General features: G+C 69.5%; 18 protein-coding genes and 1 tRNA gene. 4 read left to right on the forward strand and 15 right to left on the reverse strand.

Annotation, left to right across the window (positions count from 1 at the left end; genetic code table 11):
- The first annotated feature begins 113 nt into the window (after positions 1 to 113).
- Positions 114 to 2,387, forward strand: a complete 2,274-nt coding sequence (locus OHU34_RS19180; RefSeq protein ID WP_405767402.1) for a transglycosylase domain-containing protein — start codon at positions 114 to 116, stop codon at positions 2,385 to 2,387.
- Between the two features lie 228 nt (positions 2,388 to 2,615).
- On the opposite strand, the gene OHU34_RS19185 is transcribed toward OHU34_RS19180, so the two are convergent.
- Positions 2,616 to 3,080 carry a GatB/YqeY domain-containing protein gene (locus tag OHU34_RS19185; RefSeq protein WP_142265479.1) on the reverse strand — a complete coding sequence of 155 codons (465 nt, stop codon included), beginning with the start codon at positions 3,078 to 3,080 and terminating at the stop codon, positions 2,616 to 2,618.
- Between the two features lie 93 nt (positions 3,081 to 3,173).
- Here OHU34_RS19185 and OHU34_RS19190 point away from each other — a divergent pair, with 93 nt between their 5' ends.
- The 3 genes from OHU34_RS19190 to OHU34_RS19200 all read left to right on the forward strand — a co-directional run bounded on the left by OHU34_RS19190 (position 3,174) and on the right by OHU34_RS19200 (position 5,145).
- Entirely contained in the window at positions 3,174 to 4,100 is a 927-nt protein-coding gene (locus OHU34_RS19190) for a metallophosphoesterase (protein ID WP_142265478.1), read from the forward strand.
- A 143-nt stretch (positions 4,101 to 4,243) separates the two neighbouring features.
- Positions 4,244 to 5,029 carry a Pr6Pr family membrane protein gene (locus OHU34_RS19195; protein ID WP_405767404.1) on the forward strand — a complete coding sequence of 262 codons (786 nt, stop codon included), beginning with the start codon at positions 4,244 to 4,246 and terminating at the stop codon, positions 5,027 to 5,029.
- A gap of 42 nt (positions 5,030 to 5,071) precedes the next feature.
- A tRNA-Pro gene (locus OHU34_RS19200) sits at positions 5,072 to 5,145 on the forward strand.
- A 122-nt stretch (positions 5,146 to 5,267) separates the two neighbouring features.
- Here the strand turns inward: OHU34_RS19200 and OHU34_RS19205 are convergent.
- The 14 genes from OHU34_RS19205 to OHU34_RS19270 all read right to left on the reverse strand — a co-directional run bounded on the left by OHU34_RS19205 (position 5,268) and on the right by OHU34_RS19270 (position 17,013).
- Complete coding sequence (locus OHU34_RS19205) at positions 5,268 to 6,773, reverse strand: LacI family DNA-binding transcriptional regulator (RefSeq protein ID WP_405767406.1); 1,506 nt, start codon at positions 6,771 to 6,773, stop codon at positions 5,268 to 5,270.
- A 689-nt stretch (positions 6,774 to 7,462) separates the two neighbouring features.
- The gene (locus OHU34_RS19210) at positions 7,463 to 9,010 is read right to left on the reverse strand and encodes a YfjI family protein (RefSeq protein WP_405767408.1); all 1,548 of its coding nucleotides are present in this window, start codon (positions 9,008 to 9,010) and stop codon (positions 7,463 to 7,465) included.
- The gene (locus OHU34_RS19215) at positions 9,007 to 9,369 is read right to left on the reverse strand and encodes a hypothetical protein (RefSeq protein WP_405767410.1); all 363 of its coding nucleotides are present in this window, start codon (positions 9,367 to 9,369) and stop codon (positions 9,007 to 9,009) included. Before OHU34_RS19215 ends, OHU34_RS19210 begins: the two co-directional genes overlap by 4 nt.
- Positions 9,366 to 10,259: a bifunctional DNA primase/polymerase gene (locus OHU34_RS19220; RefSeq protein WP_405767412.1), complete on the reverse strand. Its 894-nt coding sequence runs from the start codon at positions 10,257 to 10,259 to the stop codon at positions 9,366 to 9,368. The genes OHU34_RS19215 and OHU34_RS19220 overlap by 4 nt, the downstream gene beginning before the upstream one ends.
- Positions 10,256 to 11,014 carry a class I SAM-dependent methyltransferase gene (locus OHU34_RS19225; protein ID WP_405767415.1) on the reverse strand — a complete coding sequence of 253 codons (759 nt, stop codon included), beginning with the start codon at positions 11,012 to 11,014 and terminating at the stop codon, positions 10,256 to 10,258. Before OHU34_RS19225 ends, OHU34_RS19220 begins: the two co-directional genes overlap by 4 nt.
- An 87-nt stretch (positions 11,015 to 11,101) precedes the next feature.
- Positions 11,102 to 11,425 (reverse strand): hypothetical protein, encoded by a 324-nt coding sequence (locus tag OHU34_RS19230; RefSeq protein ID WP_405767417.1) that lies wholly within the window; start codon positions 11,423 to 11,425, stop codon positions 11,102 to 11,104.
- Positions 11,426 to 11,443: 18 nt separating this feature from the next.
- Complete coding sequence (locus OHU34_RS19235) at positions 11,444 to 11,752, reverse strand: hypothetical protein (RefSeq protein WP_405767419.1); 309 nt, start codon at positions 11,750 to 11,752, stop codon at positions 11,444 to 11,446.
- A gap of 180 nt (positions 11,753 to 11,932) precedes the next feature.
- A complete protein-coding gene (gene traB / locus OHU34_RS19240) occupies positions 11,933 to 13,957 on the reverse strand; it encodes a plasmid transfer protein TraB (RefSeq protein WP_405772303.1) in 2,025 nt (674 codons plus the stop codon).
- A gap of 67 nt (positions 13,958 to 14,024) precedes the next feature.
- Positions 14,025 to 14,588, reverse strand: a complete 564-nt coding sequence (traA, locus tag OHU34_RS19245; protein WP_405767422.1) for a plasmid transfer protein TraA — start codon at positions 14,586 to 14,588, stop codon at positions 14,025 to 14,027.
- 21 nt (positions 14,589 to 14,609) lie between these two features.
- Positions 14,610 to 15,110: a hypothetical protein gene (locus tag OHU34_RS19250; protein ID WP_405767425.1), complete on the reverse strand. Its 501-nt coding sequence runs from the start codon at positions 15,108 to 15,110 to the stop codon at positions 14,610 to 14,612.
- A 49-nt stretch (positions 15,111 to 15,159) separates the two neighbouring features.
- Positions 15,160 to 15,501, reverse strand: coding sequence for an RRQRL motif-containing zinc-binding protein (locus OHU34_RS19255; protein WP_405767428.1), 342 nt, complete (start codon positions 15,499 to 15,501; stop codon positions 15,160 to 15,162).
- The gene (locus tag OHU34_RS19260; protein ID WP_405767431.1) at positions 15,501 to 16,475 is read right to left on the reverse strand and encodes a DUF2637 domain-containing protein; all 975 of its coding nucleotides are present in this window, start codon (positions 16,473 to 16,475) and stop codon (positions 15,501 to 15,503) included. The genes OHU34_RS19255 and OHU34_RS19260 overlap by 1 nt, the downstream gene beginning before the upstream one ends.
- Complete coding sequence (locus OHU34_RS19265) at positions 16,472 to 16,759, reverse strand: DUF6303 family protein (protein WP_405767433.1); 288 nt, start codon at positions 16,757 to 16,759, stop codon at positions 16,472 to 16,474. The genes OHU34_RS19260 and OHU34_RS19265 overlap by 4 nt, the downstream gene beginning before the upstream one ends.
- A complete protein-coding gene (locus tag OHU34_RS19270) occupies positions 16,756 to 17,013 on the reverse strand; it encodes a DUF6284 family protein (RefSeq protein WP_405767435.1) in 258 nt (85 codons plus the stop codon). Before OHU34_RS19270 ends, OHU34_RS19265 begins: the two co-directional genes overlap by 4 nt.
- Positions 17,014 to 17,400 lie beyond the last annotated feature (387 nt).

The following is a 17,400-nucleotide window of genomic DNA, read 5'->3' on the forward strand; positions in this document are numbered from 1 at the left end:
CGATTCGGGGTCGCCGGACGTATTGATACGTAGCCCTGCTGCTGTGACAGTTGAGAGCAGCTTAGGCCAAGGCATTGACGCGTGTCCGGCGAATGAGAACGTAGGCTGCCCTCATGCCAAAGAAGCGCTCGGGCGGTGGTCTGTCGCCAACGCAGCAGGCCGCCAAGTTCCTCGGTGTCAGTGTGCTCGCGGGAGCCGTGCTGGCCGGTATCGCCCTGCCCGCGTTCGGCGCGCTGGGTCTCGCCGCCAAGGGGTCGGTGGAGTCGTTCGACGAACTCCCGGCCAACCTCAAGACGCCCCCGCTGAGCCAGCGCACCACGATCCTCGACGCCGAAGGCGGCCAGATCGCCACGGTCTACTCGCGGGACCGCACGGTGGTCGACCTCAAGAACATCTCGCCGTACATGCAGAAGGCGATCGTCGCGATCGAGGACTCGCGCTTCTACGAGCACGGCGCGGTCGACCTGAAGGGCATGCTGCGCGCGCTCAACAAGAACGTGCAGAGCAGCGGAGTCTCCCAGGGCGCCTCCACGCTCACCCAGCAGTACGTGAAGAACGTCTTCGTGGAGGAGGCGGGCGACGACCCGACGAAGGTCGCGCAGGCCACCCAGCAGACCATCGGCCGCAAGATCAAGGAACTGAAGTACGCGATCCAGGTCGAGGAGGAGCTCGGCAAGAAGAAGATCCTCGAGAACTACCTGAACATCACGTTCTTCGGCGAGCAGGCCTACGGCGTCGAGGCGGCCTCACAGCGCTACTTCTCCACGCACGCCAAGGACCTCACCCTCCCCCAGGCGGCGCTGCTGGCCGGCATCGTCCAGTCCCCGACCGTCTACGACCCGGTCAAGGACGACGTCACGGCCACCAACCGCCGCAACGTCGTGCTGAAGCGCATGGCCGAGGTGGGCGACATCACCGAGGCGGAGGCCGCCAAGGCGCAGGAGTCGCCGCTGGGCCTGAAGGTCAAGCAGCCGAAGAACGGCTGCATCACCGCCGTGAAGGGCGCCAGCTTCTTCTGCAAGTACGTGGAGCGCGTCTTCCTCAGCGACCCGGTCTTCGGCAAGACCAAGGAAGTGCGGGCGAAGCTCTGGAACCAGGGCGGCCTGACGATCCGGACGACGCTCGAACCGCAGTCCCAGAAGTCCGTCCAGGACTCGCTCAAGGACCACGTCTACAAGTCGGACAAGGTCGCCGCGGCCGCCACGCTCGTCGAGCCCGGCACCGGCAAGATCCTCGGCATGGGTCAGTCGAAGCCGTACGGCTACGGCAAGAACGAGACCGAGTACAACTACTCCGTCAACGCCTCCATGGGCGGCTCGAACTACGGCTTCCCGACCGGCTCGACCTTCAAGCCGTTCGTGGCCGCGGCCGCGCTGGAGGAGGGCCGCCCGGCGAACCAGAGCTACCCGGCGCCGTACGAGATGCCGTACCCGGACACGGTCCAGACGTGCAGCAGCAAGCCGTGGACCAACCAGGGCAACGACAAGCTGGAGAACGAGAGCGAGTCCGAGAAGGGCCCGTACCAGCTGAAGAAGGCCATGGAGCTGTCGGTCAACACCTACTTCGTGCAGATGCTCGCCGACATCGGCATGTGCCCCGTGGTGAAGATGACCGACAAGCTGGGCGTCGTCCAGGGCAACGGCGACAAGGTCCCCGAGGTGCCCTCGTCGATGACCCTCGGCTCCACCGGCCTCTCCCCCCTGACGATGGCGACCGCGTACGCGGCCTTCGCCAGCCGGGGCATGTACTGCACCCCGATCGCGATCGAGTCGATCACCCAGACCGTGGGCGGCACGAAGAAGTCGCTGGAGGTGCCGAAGTCGACCTGCTCGCGCGCGATGAGCGAGAAGACCGCGGACACCATCAACACGCTGCTGAGCGGTGTGACCGACTCCGGTACCGGCAAGCAGGCCGGTCTGTCCGGCCGCGCCAACGCCGGTAAGACGGGTACGACGGACTCCCGCAAGAACGCCTGGTTCGTCGGCTACACCCCGAACCTCGCCGGCGCCGTCTGGGTCGGCAGCGCCACCCAGAAGGTCGAGATGACCAACATCACCATCGGTGGCGTCTACCACTCCCAGGTCTACGGCGGTGACACCCCGGGCCCGATCTGGCGCGACGCGATGACCGGCGCGCTCGAGGGCAAGGAAGCCCCGCCCTTCAACCTCGTCCACATCCCGAACCCGCCCGACAAGGACCGCGGTGACGAGAACGACGACGGTGACAACGGTGACAACAACGGCGACACCGGGGACAACGGCGACGGCTTCCTCACCGGTCTGCTCACCAACGGCACGACGAACGGCGGGAACTCCACCGGCGGCAACGACGGCGGCACGTTCTTCCAGGGCCAGAGCATCGGAAACGGCAACGGCGGACGCGGCTGAGGCCGATCCGACATCGGCTGGCCGGTCGTTCCGCCGGCCGGTCCGCCGGTAGGGAACACAGCGAACGGCCCCTGTCTCTCGTACGGGAACTCTTCTCGTACGGAGAGACAGGGGCCGTTCGACGTGCGGGGGCCGTTCGACGTGCGGGTCCGGTGGCGCTCGGCGGAGGCTGACGCTCCGATACGGCGCGTGGCGGCGCCTGGCCGTCACCTGGACGGGGTCAGGCCGTCATCCCGCGAGCAGCTTCTTGACGACCGCGGCGACGCGGCCGCCCTCGGCCAGGCCGGCCACCTTCGGGTTCACGATCTTCATGACGGCGCCCATCGCCCGCGGCCCCTCGGCGCCGGCCGCCCTCGCCTCCGCGACGGCCTGGGCGACGATGTCGTTCAGCTCCTCTTCGCTGAGCTGCTTGGGCAGGTAGGTGGCGAGCAGCTCGCCCTCCGCCTTCTCCCGCTCGGCGGACTCGGCCCGACCACCCGCCGCGAAGGCGTCCGCCGCCTCACGGCGCTTCTTCGCCTCCTTGGTGATCACCTTGAGGACCTCGTCGTCGGAGAGCTCGCGCTTCTCCTTGCCCGCGACCTCCTCCTTGGTGATCGCGGTGAGCGTGAGCCGGAGCGTCGAGGAGCGGAGCTCGTCGCGCCCCTTGATAGCGGCGTTGAGGTCTTCCTGCAGCTTCGACTTGAGCGTGGTCATGGGTTGATTGTCGCAGGTGTCGGCGGCCGCACGCCCGCCGATTTAAGGGGCGGCGGGGCAAAGGCTTTTGACGGCGTCTGACACGATGGACGTATGCGCGCGCGATACGGAGTTCCCCTGTCCATTGCAGCGGCCGGCGCCGCCGGTCTGGTGTACGCGGCGGGCTTCGAAGCCCGCTCCTTCCGCCTGCGGCGGGTGACTGTCCCCGTCCTCCCCGCCGGGATGCGCCCCCTGCGCGTGTTGCAGGTCTCCGACATCCACATGGTCGGCGGCCAGCGCAAGAAGCAGCGCTGGCTGCGATCCCTGGCCGGCCTGCGCCCCGACTTCGTGATCAACACCGGGGACAACCTGTCAGACCCGGAGGCCGTTCCCGAGGTCCTGGACGCCCTCGGCCCGCTGATGGAGTTCCCGGGCGCGTACGTCTTCGGCTCCAACGACTACTACGGCCCGACGCTGCGCAACCCCGCCCGCTACCTCTTCGAGAAGGCCCAGGGACGCCACGGCCTGAACGGCAACGCACCCGCCGTCGACGTGGTCCACAACCCGTGGGAGGACCTGCGTGACAACTTCGACGCGGCGGGCTGGCTGAACCTGACGAACACCCGGGGCGTGCTGAAGGTCGAGGATGTGTCGATCGAGCTGACGGGCGTGGACGACCCGCACATCAAGCGCGACCGCTACGCACAGGTGGCCGGTGGCCCGTCGGCGTCGTCCGACTTCTCGATGGGCGTCGTGCACGCGCCGTACCTGCGGGTCCTGGACTCCTTCACGGCGGACGACTACCCGCTGATCCTGGCCGGCCACACCCACGGCGGCCAGCTCTGCATCCCCTTCTACGGCGCCCTGGTCACCAACTGCGACCTGGACACGGGACGCGTGAAGGGCCTGTCCACGCACACGGCGGAGGGGCACACGTCCTACCTGCACGTGTCGGCGGGATGCGGAACGAGCCGCTACACGCCGGTGCGCTTCGCGTGCCCGCCCGAGGTGACCTTGCTGACCTTGGTCGAGAAGGCGTAGGGCGAGGAGCGAGAAGGGGCGGCTGTGACGGAGGGGTCGCAACGGTGACGGAGGGGCGGCAATGGTGACGGAGGGGCGGCGAAAGTTCCCTCGAACGGCCCTCCCATATCGCCCCTTCTGTCATGTTTGCCTAGCTTGAGGGTATGACCGCGCCGATACCCAGGGACATCCCGGATCTGCCCGCGATCCCGCGGACCCACGCGCTACTGCTCTCCTCCGTCCCCGCCTCGGCGGTGGTCGCCCCCGTGCGCCGTCCACTGGCCGCCGTCCTGCGCCTGCTGCTGGCCGGTACTGCGGCCGCGGGCGCGACGCTCGCCCTCCTGCTCGGCAGCCCCTTGCGGGTCCTGAGCCACTTCGCGATCCAGAGCAACATCCTGCTGGCCCTGGTCGCGCTGCTGTCCGCCCGCCGCGCGTGGACGGCCCGCCGCCCCCTCCCCGCCGCCCTGACGGGCGCCGCGCTGCTCTACGTCACGATCACCGGCCTCGTCTACCACCTGCTCCTGGCGAACGCGACGGCCCCCTTCTCGGTGACCGGCACGACGACCGCCCCCACGGGCTGGCACCTGGTCGCCGGACACCTCATCCACACGGTGACACCGACAGCCGCCGTCCTCGACTGGCTGCTGCTGACACCCCCGGGCCGACTGCGCCTGCGCCGGGCCGCCACCTGGATGATCTACCCCGTGGCCTACCTGGCGTTCTGCCTCACCCGCGCCCAGCTGATCCCGGCCGGCACCCCGGGCCGCTACCTCTACCCCTTCTTCGACGTCGAGGCCCACGGCTACAAGCACGCCCTCGCCAACGCCCTCCTCCTCGGCCTCTCCTTCTACGCCCTCGCGGTCCTCCTCGTGGCCCTCGACCACGCCCGCCCGAACCCGATCAGCCACCGCGCCAAAACCGGATTTCGTCTCGGGCCACCGGTGGGCTAAAGTAAACGACGTCGCCGCGACAAGCAGGACAAGCAGCGACATCGGGGTGTAGCGCAGCTTGGCAGCGCGCTTCGTTCGGGACGAAGAGGTCGTGGGTTCAAATCCCGCCACCCCGACAGTGAAACACCAGGTCAGGCCCGGTGCTGAGAAATCAGTACCGGGCCTGCCTCGTTCTCCAGGGGCTCTCTGGAGAATTCCTGGAGAAGATCTTGGAATCTGTCTCCAGATCAGCGCGCTGCTAGCGAGCTTTCAGCAGCGCATCCAGAGCGGTCACGGGCGAGCGGAGACTCATGGTCCGGCGCGCGTCCAGTGCTTCCTCCCACATCCCGGTGAGTGCGGTCATGAGCGCCTGCCGCATGCCTGGCGTGATGTGGTCATAGCGCGACTGGACGGAGCCGTCCTCATGACCCATGCGCTCGTCCATGAGCTTTGGCGGGGTCCCCACTTCCCTCATCAGGGTCTTGTGAGTGTGGCGCAAGCCGTGCGGAGTGAGCCCCGGGGCGATCGGCACCCAGCACGTCTCAGCCCGCTTGGAGGCTCCTCGCCCGCGTGCGGGGATGCCAGGCCACGGCTCAGCAACCACAGGCACTGGCCGCTCTTCCTGACTGCCTCGCCCGGGATACCGCCCTGTCGCGGCCGGTCGAAAGAGCCACGTGGCGAAACCGGAGCGCCGCCAGTGAGCAGCCAACTCCCCCGATGCGGCGTTGCGGATGTACCCGAGATCACTGATGGCTTCCAGCACCTTCAGACGAGTCGACTCCGCCACAGCATCCGGGCGGTTGAGGACGTTGGAGACGGTGCCGGTCGATACGCCAGACCGGCGCGCCACGTCGACTAGCTTCGCTCCGGGGCGACTTACGGACCCGTTGGCGGTGCCATGGCCGCGGAAGACGTAGGCCAGTCCGTGGCACTCGCAAGGCTTCGGTCTCGTCCGGGCGACGTGGCCGGCCAGCAGTGAGGCGAGGAAGCCCGGCGTGTCGATGTCGCGGTAGGAGTCATCCTTGGGCGGGCAACGGTGCAGTTCGCCTGTGTCCAGTTCGTAGAGCTGCCACTCCACGCGGATGCTCTTCGGTCGGACGAACTCGGGCTCAAGACCAACGATCTCGCCCCAGCGCATGCCGGTGTAGCCCTTGACGATGCCAGCAACGAACTCGTCGTCGCGGCCGGACAGCAGCGCCATTCTCTCGGCGAGCAGCAAGATGCCGAGTGCAGTCGTGACCGCCTTCTCCGGGCCACGGTTACGTGAGCGGCCGGCACGCTTTCCTCGTCCGCGGCGCTTGGTGGCCGGATTGGAGTCGCGCAGCCCCTCGTCAACAGCGTCGGCAAGGATCAGGTGCAGAGTCGCCCGCCATGTCTTGACGCTGGATGCCGCATAGGGCACCGCGCGTTCGTGCTTCTCCCAAGCGGCAATGTCGGTGCTCAAGATGTCGGCAACGGCCGAATCCTCGAATGCGGGGAGCAAATGCTCTTCGATGTGCCGCCGGTAGTTCTGCATGGTGGATGCCGCCAAATCCTGTGCGGCGTACCAGCGGTTGACGTAGGCACCAAAGGTGATCCGCTCACCAGGTGCCTTCTTCGTTCCGGCCAACAGCTTCGCTTCTTCGGCGTCAGCCGCCTTCTTTGCCGCAGCCTTGGTCCGGAAGCGGATCGCATCGCCATCGGCATCGCGGACAGTGGCGTACTTGCCCGGCGCGAGCTTGTACCGGCCGCGCCAGTAGCTGCCGAGACTCTCGGCATAACCCACCTTGTTCTCCTATGAACGGGCGTGCCGCCCGGCTGGAGGGCCGAGCGGCACTCGGAATCAGGCTGCGCTGGACTGCGGTCGGCCGCCTTGCGCCCTGCGCGGGGTCCTCGCCTTCAGGAAGGTGACGGACGCCGCCGTTGTAGTCGCCTTGCGCCGTGGTGCTTGTTTTGCTGGCACAGGAGCTTCATGGCTTTCGGCGGGACGACTCTCGAAGATGCGCATGATCTCGGCGAAGTGCTCGGCTGTGAACCGGTAGCTCCCTGCGGGCTTGGTGAAGGGGATGCGTCCCCTTCGAGCTTGTTCCTTCACCCACCACTCTGAGCAGTGGAGGGCCTTGGCGATGTCGCTCGGGAGGTAGACAGGGGGAAGTGCCGGGGGTTCCAGTCGCGGAGCGGTCATGTGGCGGTGACTCCTCACGAGAAAGCTGGATCCGGTGACAGAACTGACAGAACCTCGCTGGTAGGTCGTTGACCTGCGACTTTGATGCGTTCTGGATCTTTGACAGAACTGAATTAATTGCTGACAGAACCTCGCCGGGGGAGGTTCTGTCACAGGACTCCCGACGGCGCTGCCGGGGGTTGTGTCGAGTTTTAATTCAGTTCTGTCAAAACCGTGATCATGGTGGTTCGTGCAGGTCAACGGCTTGCGCGGGGGGTTGTGTCAGTTCTGTCAGCGGTCTGGGGGTTCTGTCAGGCTCCGCGCGTGATGCGCGGGTGGGTCTCGTAGCGCGGCGAGGGCGGCCGGCCGCCGCGACCGGTGCGCGGGGGTGGTGGCTGCTGGCGGATCCAACCGTGTTCTTCGAGCAGGGCCAGGGCGGGGTCCAGGTCGCCGATGGCGGGGAACTCTGCCCGGCGCAGCATCCGGAACAGTTCCCGCTTGGTGAACTGTGCGGGGTTGCTGGAGACGAGCTGCGCGAGGACGGTCACCGCGGATTCGTGGGCGGGGTCGGCGCTCATGACGCTGAACACGTCCAGGGCGTGCGCGGTGAAATAGTCGCCCAGTTCGGTCGCGGCGGCCATCGTGGACGCTTCGATGGGCTTGTGCCACCCGTCCTCGGGGTGAGCGGCGAGGTGCAGGAGCCCGGCGATGCGGGCCACGGCCCCGTCCCGCTTGGACGCCCATTTCACGATCGGCGCGAAACTCCCGTCCGGACCGAGACGCGACTCGGTGACCTTCTGGAAGGCCAGGAGCACCGCATCGGCTTCCGGGGTGAGTTGGATGAGGGCGGGGTCGGTCCAGTCCGCCAGGGCGAGTGTCAGACCTGCCAGGTGTTTGGCGTAGGTGGCGGCGACCTGCTCGTTCAGCAGGGCGGGGGTGAGGCTGCGGGAGCCGACCAGGGACAGGGGCTTGGAGTAGAGGAACCGGGCGAGGAGCCCTCGCCCGTCAGCTCCGTCGATGCGGCTGAGCGCGTCCAGGACTTCCGGCTGCACGGCCAAACCGATCGTGACCGCCGGGGAGTCGACGTGCTGGGCACTGCGGCCCTGCCGGTTGACCCGGAGCATGTCTCCCGCGTGGCCCTTGAGGAACATGCCCATGTTGGGCTTGCCCGTGTAGCGCCCGGCGATGATGTCGAACAGCTCCCCTTCGGCGCTCAGGCAGGAGATGCGCCCGCCCTGCTCGTCCAGCAGGGTCCCGACGTTTTCCGGTGTCACGTCGTCCGCGACGAGTTGCGGTTCGGCGGGAATCCTCATCTTGTCCGCCTTCTGGGCCAGTTGGACGGCTTCGGCGGTCAGGGTGTCGCGGTATTCGGGCTCCGCGTTGGCCGCCTTGCCAGCGGCTTTCTCGGCTGCGGACTTGGCCAGCCTCGCCAGGGTCTCTGCTTCGGCCCTTACGGGTCCGGATAGTTCGATCAGGGCCTTCTCCGCATCGAGCAGCGGTTTCACCATGAGGTCGAATACGGCGGACTTGCGGTTGCCGGGGGGCAGGGCGATGGCGGTGTAGATGTTCACGGGCTCACGCCAGTGACCGCGTACGCACACCTTGACCCGCCCGCCGGCGGCGGTGGCGAGGACCGCCAGGGCCAGGCATCCGGCGAGGTCCGCCGGGGTCTGTGTTTCCTCGGCGACACCGCGCACCATGCTGTCCAACCAGGTGGGGAGGGCATCCACGGGGAAGTCCGGGAGAGGCGGGCGGGCCCGGAGGGGGACGGGTTCGTCCCAGGCGGGGCCGGTGATCTGCTCGGGTTCGATGTGCTCGAACCCTTCCCACAGGTCCGCGCCTGCGTCGTTGGTCGTCATGCGGCGGCCCTGCCTTCCGAGGTGGGGTTCAACAGTGGGCATGAGGTGCGGTGTTCGTCGTGGGCGGAGGTCAGTTGCAGGACGGCGGCACGGCCGATGGCGTGGCGCTCGTAGCCGCAGGTGCACCAGGAGTGGGCGGAGGGGGTGACGCTCCAGGACGGCGGCGCGGTGATGTGGAGCCAGGCCACGGGGCGGCGCCCGTCGTCCCTGCGCGGGTCAGAGCGAACAGCAATGGGGACGCCTACGGCGACGCCCTGCGGCTCGCCCACAGCCGTCGTGTCCCCAGGCTGTGGAGCGGCGTACGGCCCGGCCGGGGTGGTGGTGATGCTCTTCAGAGGGGGATGCCGGCGGGCGCTCATGCCGTCGCCCGGCGACGCTGGTTGTGGGCGATGGACCAGTCCAGAGCGCTGCGGAGGGTGGAGCGGCACTCGGACGCGGACAGTCCGGCCGCCTCGCCTCCCTCCTGAAGAGCCTGTTCAACCACGTGGCGGGGGAGGTCGCCCCACGCGACGAACCGCCCCAACGCGCGTGCGGCCCTGAACAACGTGGCTTCCCGCTCGCCGATTTGAGCCGCAGCCACGTTCCGCGCCTCAGCGGCGAGTGCCACATCCGTATATCGGCGTGATTGCCCCGTGACGACTACAGGAGGGACCTGAGGGGGCTTGGGGGCCGGTTGCAGGATGCTGTGAAGCCAGGAAGGCAGACAGGCTGTCTCAGGGCCGGACAGAGCCTCGTAGGTTCCTGCGGGGGTGACGCTGCCGGCGGCGACGACGTATCCGCCCCACCCTCGGGTGTCGATCTTTTTGGCGAGGCGTCCGGCGGTGGAGTCCAGCCGGATTCCGGGCGGTTGGGTGAAGTACAGGTGCTCGCCACCGCGCGCGGACCGCACCCGGAAGGTCTCCGGGACGGTCTGACCGGCGCGCTCACAGAGCGCTTGGAAGGAAGTGGCGCCGTCAAGCGTTCCTTTCGAGTCTTCAGGCTTGAGCGTGTCCAGGTCGACGACCAACAGCCCGGAGGGGCCGGTGGCGATGCCGACGTTGAACGAGCCGTGCGACCAGGTGGCGCGGATACGTTCTGGGTCGGTCGTGGCGCGCTGCTCCCACTTCCGGTGTCCGTTCGCGCATGGTCCCGTGCCAGTGCACGCCCGCTCCCCGTGCAGTGCCGGCACCTTGAGACCGGGGCGCAGGGGGAAGACGTACAGGCCGCGTTCTGCGGCCGTCAGAGCCGCGGTGAGTAGGAGCCCGTTCATGCAGCGGTCCTCCCTTCTCGGGTCCCCAGCCGTGCGGCGAGGGTGGTGAGGTAGGCGGCACCGATCCATTCGGTGTAGGCGGGCGGGAGGGCTTCGCGTAGGCGGAAGTGGTCGGTGGACCAGTCGATTTCCTTGGCCGCGCGGATCTCGTCCACAGTGGCCTTGCCGCCGCCCTTGCCGTACGCGGCGACGTACGGGCCGTCGCGCCAGACGCCGTGGCGGCAGCCGCGAACGTAGCCCCGGTGGCGCGGGTGGACGGGCTGAGGAAACGTCCAGCCCCCGAGCTCGAAGTAGCGGTGCATGAGCACGGCGAGCCGGAACTGTTCCCCGCACAGCCGAATGTCCTTGCGGACCTCGGAGCCGGCCACGTTCTCGATCACGTAAGGCCGGCCCGTGGTCTCCAGCGCGGCCCGGGTCGGCCCGATGAGCCGCGGGTAGGTCCGGCCGATCGCCTTGTTGCGCGCCGCATTGGTGCCCTTGGCCGGGGCTCCCTCACCCTGGCAGGGCGGGGAGGCATGGATGAAGTCGTACTCGTGGCCGTGGGCGCGGATGTACTCGATCGCGTCGCCCTGGTGGAAGACGTCACCGCAGTAGTCGGGCTGCTGCTCGATGTCCACGCCCGTGACGTGCCAGCCGGGCAGCCGCTTGTAGCCCTTGGCCGCGCCGCCGATGCAGCAGAAGGCGTCCAGGACCCGGAAGGGCCGGACCAGGTCGAGAAAGGCGAGCGCTCGCCTGATGTCAGGGTGTTGAGTCATGCTGGGAGGTCTCCAGTCCTGTTGAAGGTGCTGGTTGGCAAGGGCGACCCCGGGTTCTTGGCGGAATGGGGGTCGCCCTTGGCGTAGCTACCGGTCGGCCGTGCGGTGCCAGGGCTCGCGCTGGCGCGAGCAGGTGGTGAGGCCTGCAGCGTGGAGTGCTTCGGCGTCGAGACTGGTGCAGGGGCGGCGCTGCTCACTGCCATTGGGCAGCAGCCACAGCGCCATTCCGTCTCCGGGGCAGGCGGTGCATTCGTGGTGGCTGCCGCGCTGTTCGGCGGTGATGTACGGGCGCGTCCTGGTGCGGTCGCGGGTGGGGAAGCGGCGGACGGATACGGCGTCGACGGAGCCGAGGACGGCTTGGGCGACGCGCGGCAGGTCCTGGGTGGCGCAGATGATGCGGATCTCGAACACGGTGCTCCTTCTCTGGGGTCAGCCCTTGGAGCGGGCGAGTTTGAGGCTGATGCCGCCGATACCGATCGGGCCGGTGGCGGCGCCGATGGTGACGGCGGTGTGGACGGCGAAGTCGAGCAGGGCGATCAGCGCGGCGACGGTGGCGAGGATGCCGATCGCGGCGGCGCCGGCGACGGCGAGTGGGTAGAGGTAGTGGCCCAGCGGGCGGCCAGTGTGGTCGGTGGTGTGGACGACGATGACGACCGGTTGCCCGGTGGCCTGTGCGCGGCGGTAGGCATCGGCGGGGATGTGGGGGGCGATGCTGCCGGGCGGGTTGTGCTGGTTCATCGGTGCTCCCCTCGGGGCGCGCGACGGGCCCGCACCGGAAGGTGGTGCGGGCCCGTGCGGGTGGGTGTTAGGCAGGGGTGTCAGGCGCTGTTACGGGCCGGTGTGAGGGCGCGTAACGGCGGGTCTGCCTAGGGGTTTGGGTGTTAGGGGCCCGTAACGGTGTTACGGCCGTTAGGGGTGTTAGGCCGCGGCGAGGGCGGGCACGATGCGCCACCGGCCGGTGGTGTTCGTCGCCTCCAATCGGCCGTCCGTCGCGGCTTCCTTCAGACGGAGGGACACCCAGGAGCGGGATAGGTTGTTGCGGTCGCACCAGTCGGTGAAGTCGACCGGCCCGACGACCATCCGTCCGGCCGCCTCGAACTCTGCGAGCGCCCGCGCGAACAGTTCCCGCGCTTCGTCCGGGGACGGCTTGCGTCCGGTCTCCTCGCCGAAGATCGGGGCGTCGTCGCCGTCCTCGGTGTCGGGGAGTTCGGCGTCGGGGTCGATGCCGGCGTCCTCGGGGTCGACCAGCAGCCCGCCGCCGTACTCGCTCATGTCGTCGTCCTCCTGGACGGCCCGCAGCGTGGCCGGCTGCGGGGCGGCGGTGCCTGTGGGACGGCCGGTGTAGGCCTGCCCCGCGACGCCGGCGGCGGCGCCCTCGGTGATCGGGTCGGCGGTTGCGCCGTTGTGCTGCGCCCACGCGGCGAGCTGCTGCATGACGGGCACGGCCCGGAGGGTGAAGCGGCGGGTGCGGCCCGGGGAGGGGTAGCGGTCCTCGGGGATGCCCGGGGAGACGGTGTAGCAGTAGCCGGGGCGCCGGTTGCCCCACGCCCCGGGGTGAGCACCGGCGTCCAGCACCGTGTCCGGGAGGCAGAACCCTTCGTCGCGCGGGTCGCAGCCGAGGGCGATCACGGACGGCAGCGAGGCACGGGTGGACGTGGACATCTGGTCGTAGGACGGCCGCTGAAGTGACACGATCAGCGAGATACCCGCCGATCGAGCTTCCTGCGCGATCCCGGTGAACGCGTCGTCCCCGAGCGCGCGCAGGGTGTTGGCGGCCTCCTCGAACCACGCGACCAGGAACGGCATCCCGGCGCAGCCGCACGCCCGCCCGCTCTCGCAGGAGTGGGCCGGATCGTTCTGCTGCTGGGCTGCGGCCGGTACCCACTGGCGGTAGCCGTGGGCGCCCAGCCACCGGGTGCGGGCCGGGATGACGGCCTTGACCGCCTCCACCATTACCTCGGTGTCCGTACCGCCCTCAGCCGACCAGTCCAGGCCGGGGCGGAGCGGGCCGAAGTCCTGGAAGGCTTTCGGGTCGGAGAGCCACACGATCACGTCTCGCCGCGAGAGAACCTCGGTCAGCAGGTTCAGGGCGGCATCGCCCTTGCCCGACCCGGAAACGCCAGCGACCAGGACGTGGGTGGAGTTGCGCTCCGCGTCCGGGTCTCCGGGCAGCCAGAGCACGAGCGGGGCGCCGTCGTCGTAGCGGCCGATGACCAGCGGTTCGGCGATCGAACCCCCGAGGTTCGACGGCCCTTCCCACTCGACGACGTCGGCCAGCATGTCTTCGGGGACGATGACGAGTTCGCCGCGGCGGTTCGATCCGCCGTCGGGGGTGTAGCGGACGGCGGACGTCGGCAGGTCCAGCGCAGAGGCGATGCGGGCCAGAGCCTTGGCGACGTCGTCGTTGGTCTGCTCACCGGCCACGACGGCGAGCGGCGCGGTGACTCGGTTCGGCTCCACCTTCGCCGCACCGATCTGCGCACGGGCAAGACCTACCTTCTCCAGCAGGCCGCCATCGGCGTTGCCGTTGGTGGCGCCTTCGGGGTTGTGGCGCAGCATCATGCGCACGTTCCACGACAGCGCCACGACCGGCCCGCCCATGAGGAACATGTCGTCGATGGGGCCGGCCGTGGGGCCTGTGAGGCAGGCGGCGGTGACCCAGGCGGAGCCGGCGGCGACGGTGACGGCGGAGTGCAGCCGGCGCTGCTGGCTGGTCGACTTCCCCGCCCACCACGTCGCCCCCGTGAGGGCGACGGAGGCGAGGGTGAGGCCGACGCCGGCGCCGGCGCTGCCCTCCCACCGCCAGTTCCCCAGCGCGCCGGCGATACCGGTGCCGGCGAGGCTGAGCCACGGGGGAAGGTGGGGCTTGGCCCGGTGCAGGAGGTAGGCGCCCACGCCCCCGCCCGACGAGCCGTGCATGTCGGGGACGGTGTAGGTGGCCATGGTCCGGCCGTCGTCCAGGAAGTCGGTGACGTTGCGGCGGTTGTTCCTGGTCATGTGGCTGCCTCTCTTACTGCTGGTGCCAGTTCATGACCGGCTGCTGCGGCTTGCGGGCACGGTGGCGGACGCGGTTGATCTCCTCCTCGAACTCCTGCTGAAAGGTCGAGTAGCAGGCCGCGGCGTTCTTCGCCGCGTCCCGGAGGGCGTCGGCGGAGCGCTGCATCTTGCGCGCCACCTTGGCGGCGCGGACGCGGGATCCGAAGGTGCGGCCCTGCGGGTCAGGGACCGCGGCCAGGACGCCCTTCATGATTTCGGCGCCCATGGCCACCTCGATGGACAGGGTCACGGCGGCGGCGCGCAGGGTGTTGCAGTACTGCCGCACCTGAGCCGGCGACCCGAACTCCGGAGAGGGAAGCAGAGACTCGGAGTGCGACCGGCCGCCCCCGGTGCGGGCGGTCTGCTTGCTGTTGTTGACGGTGACGTTGATCGGCGGGACGAACGAGCCGCCGAGGGCGCCGACGAATCCGCCGGCGGCGGCGCCAGCGTTGGCGAACTTGTGGCCCTTACCGTCGTTGGTGCTGCGCGGCCGGCTGTTGGTCTGCGTCCGCCGGTGGGCGGAGGCGTTGTCTGCCATAGGGCGATCTCCTCAGGTCAGTCAGTGCGAGCGGCGGACGATGAGCCAGGTGGTCTGTGCTGCGATCCACATCAGGAGCCAGACCAGCTCCAGCGGGCCGGCGAGCGGCCCGAACCCGGCAGCCAGCGCGGCCCACGCGGCGGTGAAGGTGGTGAGCAGGGCCAGACCGGCGCGCCACAGGACGACCGTGCCGCGGGCGGGCCGGCGGACCTGCATGACCGCCAGCCACACCAGCGGCGCCACGGCCAGGGGCGCGAGGACCAGGGACGACCACCAGGCCATGACGTGCAGCAGGCCGACGACCACGAACGCAAGCAGGGCGAGCATCGTGGGGGCGAGGGCGCGGCGGCCCTTCCACAGCGCGCGGCCGATGAAGCCGAGCGCCTCGCGGGTCAGCGAGGGCGACTCGGGGACGACGATCACGAACGGCTGCGCGCCGCGGCGCCCGCGCTGACGCGGGATCGAAACGGTGTGGACGCCGGCAGCCCTCTTCGGGCCGCGGGCACGGGTACGACTGGACACAGCGAAGCTCCTAGGTCGGAGGGTGATTGAGGGGTGCTGTGCAGGCGAGTCAGGCCGCGGCGGCCTGGTCGTCGGGATAGGCGCAGGGCACGCACACGCCGAGTTGAGCCGGGATGACGTAGCCGGCATCCCGGAGGCAGCGCGGGCAGGTGCGGCGGGCCTGGTTCGCCTTGTCCAGTGCCGCCTGCTTGGCCGGCGTCATGGGGCGTACAGGCTTCGCGCCGTCGACGCTGTAGAGGTAGGCGACCAGCGGCGGGCGCCGGTAGCGGGGGCGCTCGATCTGCGCGACGACGTCTTGCCCACCAGGCCGCAGCCCCTTCGCGCGCAGCTGGCGGCGGGTGGCCAAACCGTCCGGCGCCAGGCGCCAGGTGTAGACCGGTAAGGCGGCCATCACCGGCTCACGATCGCGAGCTGCGCGCCACCGTCACCGGGGTCGCGGTACTCGGCGTAGCGGGCGGAGACCCAGCCGACCGACCAGCCGCACAGGTCCGCCGCGCGCCGCACCGACACGCCCTCGGCCACCGCGGCGACGACGATCCGCCGGGCGTGGTCCTCGGGCAGCTTGATGTTCACGGGCGGACCATCCAGCAGCGCGGCGTGCTCACGGCGGGCGGCTTCCGCACGCTCCCGCGCCTGCCTCGCTACCCGTTCGGCGGCCTCGCGTTCAGCGTGTTCACGATCGCGCTCGCGCTGTTCACGCTCGCGTTCACGGCGTTCACGCCCCTCGCGGTCGGCAGCCTCCAGGGCGGCGCGCTCTTCGCGCTCCTCCCGCCGCCGGCGCTCCTCGCGCTCCGCTGCTTCCGCGGCCAATCGGGCTTCGTGTTCACGCTGTTCACGCGCCAGCGTCGCGGCGTGCTCGCGCTCCTCGCGCGCCTCCCGCCGGGCCGCTTCGGCACGCTCGCGGGCGGCCTGCTCGGCTGCTTCACGTTCGGCCCGCTGCCGCGCCTCCAGCGCCGTGACAGCGGCGGTAATGGCGCGACGGTAGGCAAGACCCGTTTCCGCGGTGACGATCAGCAGCAGCGGAGCCACCGAGTGAACTGCTACTCCGACCAGGTCTTTCTGTAAGGCGGAGTCGGCGGTGTTGAGGGCGAGGGTCATGGTGCCGGTCATCCAGCGCAGCGCGATCGGCCAGCGTCCGCCGTGTCCGCCGAGGCGGGCCAGGACGGAGTCGAGACGGACCACGATGACCACCGCGGCGTCCACGACGAGCGGCAGGATCGGCGCCGTCCACCCCCATTTGGCGGGGGTGTGGGCGGACATGAGCGGGGTGACGGTGAGGATCGAGTACAGCATCGCGCCGCACACGATCAGCCACGTCCCCACGTTCAGCGCGCGCTCCGCTGAACGGATCTGAACACCGTTCACGCGGCAGCCTCCCGCCGTGAACGCACCCCGACGTAGGCCAACAGGTGCGCCGGCGAGGCAGGGTCGGCGGGGTCATCGCTGAACTCCTGCCACTGCCACACAGCACCCGGTACGGGCTCGAAGCCGAGGCCCTTGAGCGCCTGCACGCGTTCCGTGAACGTCGGCAACCGCTCGCCCTCGAAGCTGTGCTCAGGCCACGGAGTGGGCTCGCCCCGCAGCGCCACGAACACCAACCACTGGCCCATGCTCATGCACATCTGCGCCGTGAACTCTCGCGGCTTCATGCCGCCTCCCCTGCCGTGGCGCGGTTGGCGAGCGTCGCCCGCTCCGACAGCACCCGGCGCCGGCCGCGGCGGGCGCGCCGCTGGTCCAGCTCGGTGGGCGCCTGGTCGAGCAGGGCGATCTGCACGTCCAGCGCCTCGACGTCGGCGAGGATCTGCGGCATCTCAGCTTCGATCGCGTCCAGCTCGCCGTCGGTCGGCTCCATCCATTCGGCGAACGCGGTAACAGCGTCCTGAACAGTCACGATGTGCTCCATGGGTCGTGTTCTCCCTGCAAGGTGGCAACGGCCCGAACCGCGCCCCCGGTGTTAGAGCACCGGGGGCGCTTGCCGTTGGGGTCGGAAAGTCCGGCTCCCCTCAACCCCGGCCGTACGGACTCCGCAAGGTGCGGGACCGGACGGCCAGGGGAGGCAACCGGCGCGACGTGAGCCGCCGCGAAAGCTGAAGGGAGTGGACCGAGCTACTGCACAGGCGACGCCGGCCGGTCCATCACGGCGACACCCAGAGCGTTCGTTGGCGCATCGGAACTCCTCGGTCGAAGGGGCACGGAAGATCACTGCAAGGGGGACCACGTCCCCACACGCCGGCCGTTGATCGTGGTCGCCGGGCCACCTCGCCAGTACGGGCCGAAGCCCTGTTCTTCC

It is taken from the genome of Streptomyces sp. NBC_00080 (genome assembly GCF_045041255.1).
GTDB lineage: Bacteria > Actinomycetota > Actinomycetes > Streptomycetales > Streptomycetaceae > Streptomyces > Streptomyces coriariae.